This is a genomic window from Neisseria flava (assembly GCF_982712965.1).
Genome location: NZ_CEXQBZ010000101.1, coordinates 1 through 2,792 on the forward strand (window position 1 = coordinate 1; position 2,792 = coordinate 2,792).

General features: G+C 55.7%; 3 protein-coding genes. All 3 read left to right on the forward strand.

What is annotated here, in order from left to right; genetic code table 11:
- Positions 1-155 precede the first annotated feature (155 nt).
- Genes AC5M9B_RS04790 through ptsP form a run of 3 tightly spaced genes read left to right on the forward strand, consistent with a single transcriptional unit; the run spans position 156 to position 2,697 of the window.
- A complete protein-coding gene (locus tag AC5M9B_RS04790; protein WP_049228185.1) occupies positions 156-593 on the forward strand; it encodes a PTS sugar transporter subunit IIA in 438 nt (145 codons plus the stop codon).
- 47 nt (positions 594-640) lie between these two features.
- Positions 641-910 (forward strand): HPr family phosphocarrier protein, encoded by a 270-nt coding sequence (locus AC5M9B_RS04795; RefSeq protein WP_003742589.1) that lies wholly within the window; start codon positions 641-643, stop codon positions 908-910.
- The gene (gene ptsP, locus AC5M9B_RS04800) at positions 910-2,697 is read left to right on the forward strand and encodes a phosphoenolpyruvate--protein phosphotransferase (protein ID WP_070655175.1); all 1,788 of its coding nucleotides are present in this window, start codon (positions 910-912) and stop codon (positions 2,695-2,697) included. Before AC5M9B_RS04795 ends, ptsP begins: the two co-directional genes overlap by 1 nt.
- The last annotated feature ends 95 nt before the right edge of the window (positions 2,698-2,792 follow it).

The window sequence follows — 2,792 nt, forward strand, 5'->3', positions numbered from 1 at the left end:
ACAGTACAGATAGTACGGAACCGATTCACTTGGTGCTTCAGCACCTTAGAGAATCGTTCTCTTTGAGCTAAGGCGAGACAACGCCGTACTGGTTTAAAGTTAATCCACTATACTTTCGCCCACACCGGCCGAATAAAATCATCAGGGAACACATCATGATCAACCTCTTAATCATAACCCACGAGGCCGTAGGCGAAGCCTACCGCAGCCTGACCCATCATTTCTTCCCCATGGGAATGCCGGAAAACATCCGTATCCTCGGCGTGGAGCCTGACGAAGACCAAACCGACATCATCAACAATGCCATCGCCGCGTTGCAAGAGTTTCCGGAAAACCACGGCGTATTGATTATGACCGACATCTTCGGCGCAACGCCGTGCAACGCTGCCCGCAGGCTAGTTCGTGCGGGCAAATCCGCCATCCTGACCGGACTGAACGCGCCGATGATGATTAAAGCGACCCAATACTCGCCCATGGCGGAAGATCTTGCCGCCTTTACCGAAACAGTCAGGGAAGCCGCCGTCAAAGGCATTTTCGCCATCACTGCCGAACCGGAAGATTTGGTGTGTAAACAGCACGCCGAAGCCGTCTAACCCGACCAACACGTTTTCAGACGACCCCGCACACCCGAAAGCCGAATATGCAAAAACAACAAATCGAAATCATCAACAAACTTGGTCTCCACGCCCGCGCTTCCAGCAAATTCACCCAAACCGCGTCTCAGTTTCAAAGCGAAGTCTGGGTAACGAAAAACGGAAGCCGCGTCAATGGCAAAAGCATCATGGGCTTAATGATGCTCGCCGCCGCCAAAGGCACGGTCATCGAGCTGGAAACCGACGGCTTGGACGAAGTCGCCGCCATGAAGGCATTGACTGATTTAATCAACGACTACTTCGGCGAGGGCGAATAATGAGTATCGTGCTGCACGGCGTGGCGGCGGGCAAAGGCATCGCCATCGGACAAGCCCACCTGATTACGCGCGGCACGGCTGAAGTGCCGCAATACGATGTTTCAGACGACCTTGTCGATGCCGAAGTCGCCCGTTTCGATGCCGCCATCAAAGCCACGCGCAAAGAGTTGGAACAGTTGCGCAGCGCGATTCCGGAAAACGCGCCGACCGAGTTGGGTGCGTTTATTTCGCTGCACCTTATGCTGCTGACCGACGTGACCCTCTCGCGCGAACCCGTCGATATTTTAAAAGAACAAAAAATCAACGCCGAATGGGCGTTGAAACAGCAAAGCGACAAGCTCGCTGCCCAGTTCGACAGCATCGAAGACGACTACCTGCGCGAACGCAAACAAGACATGCTGCAAGTCGTCCGCCGCATCCACAACAATCTCGTCGGGCAAAGCAACGACCTGAATTTGACCGAAGGCTTGTTTGAAGACACCATCCTGATTGCCCACGACCTCTCGCCTGCCGACACCGTCCTCTTTAAAGAGCAGCGCATCACTGCTTTCGTTACCGACGTCGGCGGCCCGACCAGCCACACCGCCATCTTAGGCCGCAGCCTCGACATCCCTTCCGTCATCGGGCTGCACAACGCCCGCAGGCTCATTACCGAAAACGAAACCGTCATCGTCGACGGCATCAACGGCGTCCTCATTATTGATCCGGACGAAGTCGTCCTCAACGAATACCGCCGCCTCGCCCGCGAATACCGCATCCACAAGCGCGAACTCAACAAACTCAAAAAAACCGCCGCCACCACCGCCGACGGCATCAACATCGAGTTGCTCGCCAACATCGAATCCGCCGAAGACATCAAAGCCCTGCACAACTTCGGCGCAGACGGCGTCGGACTCTTCCGCAGCGAATTCCTCTATCTCAACCGCGACACCATGCCGTCTGAAGACGAGCAGTACGAAGTGTACAGCGCGATTGTGAAAAAGATGAAAGGCAAAAGCATCACCATCCGCACCGTCGATTTGGGCGTGGACAAAAACCCCCGCTGGTTCGGTCAAAATTCCACCCCCAACGGCAGCCTCAACCCCGCGCTCGGACTTACCGGCATCCGCCTGTGTCTCGCCGAACCGGTCATGTTCCGCACCCAAATGCGCGCCATCCTCCGCGCCGCCGCCCACGGCCCCGTGCGCATGATGTGGCCGATGATTACCTCCTTGTCCGAAGTGCGCCAATGCCTTATCCACCTCGACACCGCCCAACGCCAGCTCGCCGAACGCGGCGAAACCTTCGGCACGGTCAGCGTCGGCTGCATGATTGAAATCCCGTCCGCCGCCCTGACCGTCGGCAGCATCCTCAAACTCGTCGATTTCATCTCCATCGGCACCAACGACCTGATTCAATACATCTTGTCAGTCGACCGCGGCGACGACAGCGTCAGCCACCTCTATCAGCCCGGACACCCCGCCGTCCTCAAAATGCTGCAACACATCATCCGCACCGCCAACCGCATGGAAAAAAGCGTCTCCATATGTGGCGAAATGGCAGGCGACACCGCCTACACGCGGATGCTGCTGGGCATGGGGCTGCGCCGTTTCTCCATGAACCCCAACAACCTGCTGCCCGTCAAAAACATCATCCTGCACAGCAACACCGCCCTGCTCGAAACCGAAACCGCCAAAATCCTCCGCAGCGAAGATTCGGAAAAAACCGAAAAGCTGCTGAAATTGCTCAACAGCGCGGAACACGAAGAAGAGCGGCAGGAAGAAGACAGCCCGATAGCGCAGGCGTAAACAGGGTTCTCTATAAACTATAGTCAATTAAAAACAAAATAGTACAATACTCAACTTTGAAGGTTTAACCATGGCATACTCTGCGGACTTAAGAA

Bases quoted from the DNA above. Each gene is read 5' to 3' on its own strand.
- AC5M9B_RS04790 (WP_049228185.1), top strand. From the start codon at position 156: ATGATCAACCTCTTAATCATAACCCACGAGGCCGTAGGCGAAGCCTAC.
- AC5M9B_RS04795 (WP_003742589.1), top strand. From the start codon at position 641: ATGCAAAAACAACAAATCGAAATCATCAACAAACTTGGTCTCCACGCC.
- ptsP (WP_070655175.1), top strand. From the start codon at position 910: ATGAGTATCGTGCTGCACGGCGTGGCGGCGGGCAAAGGCATCGCCATC.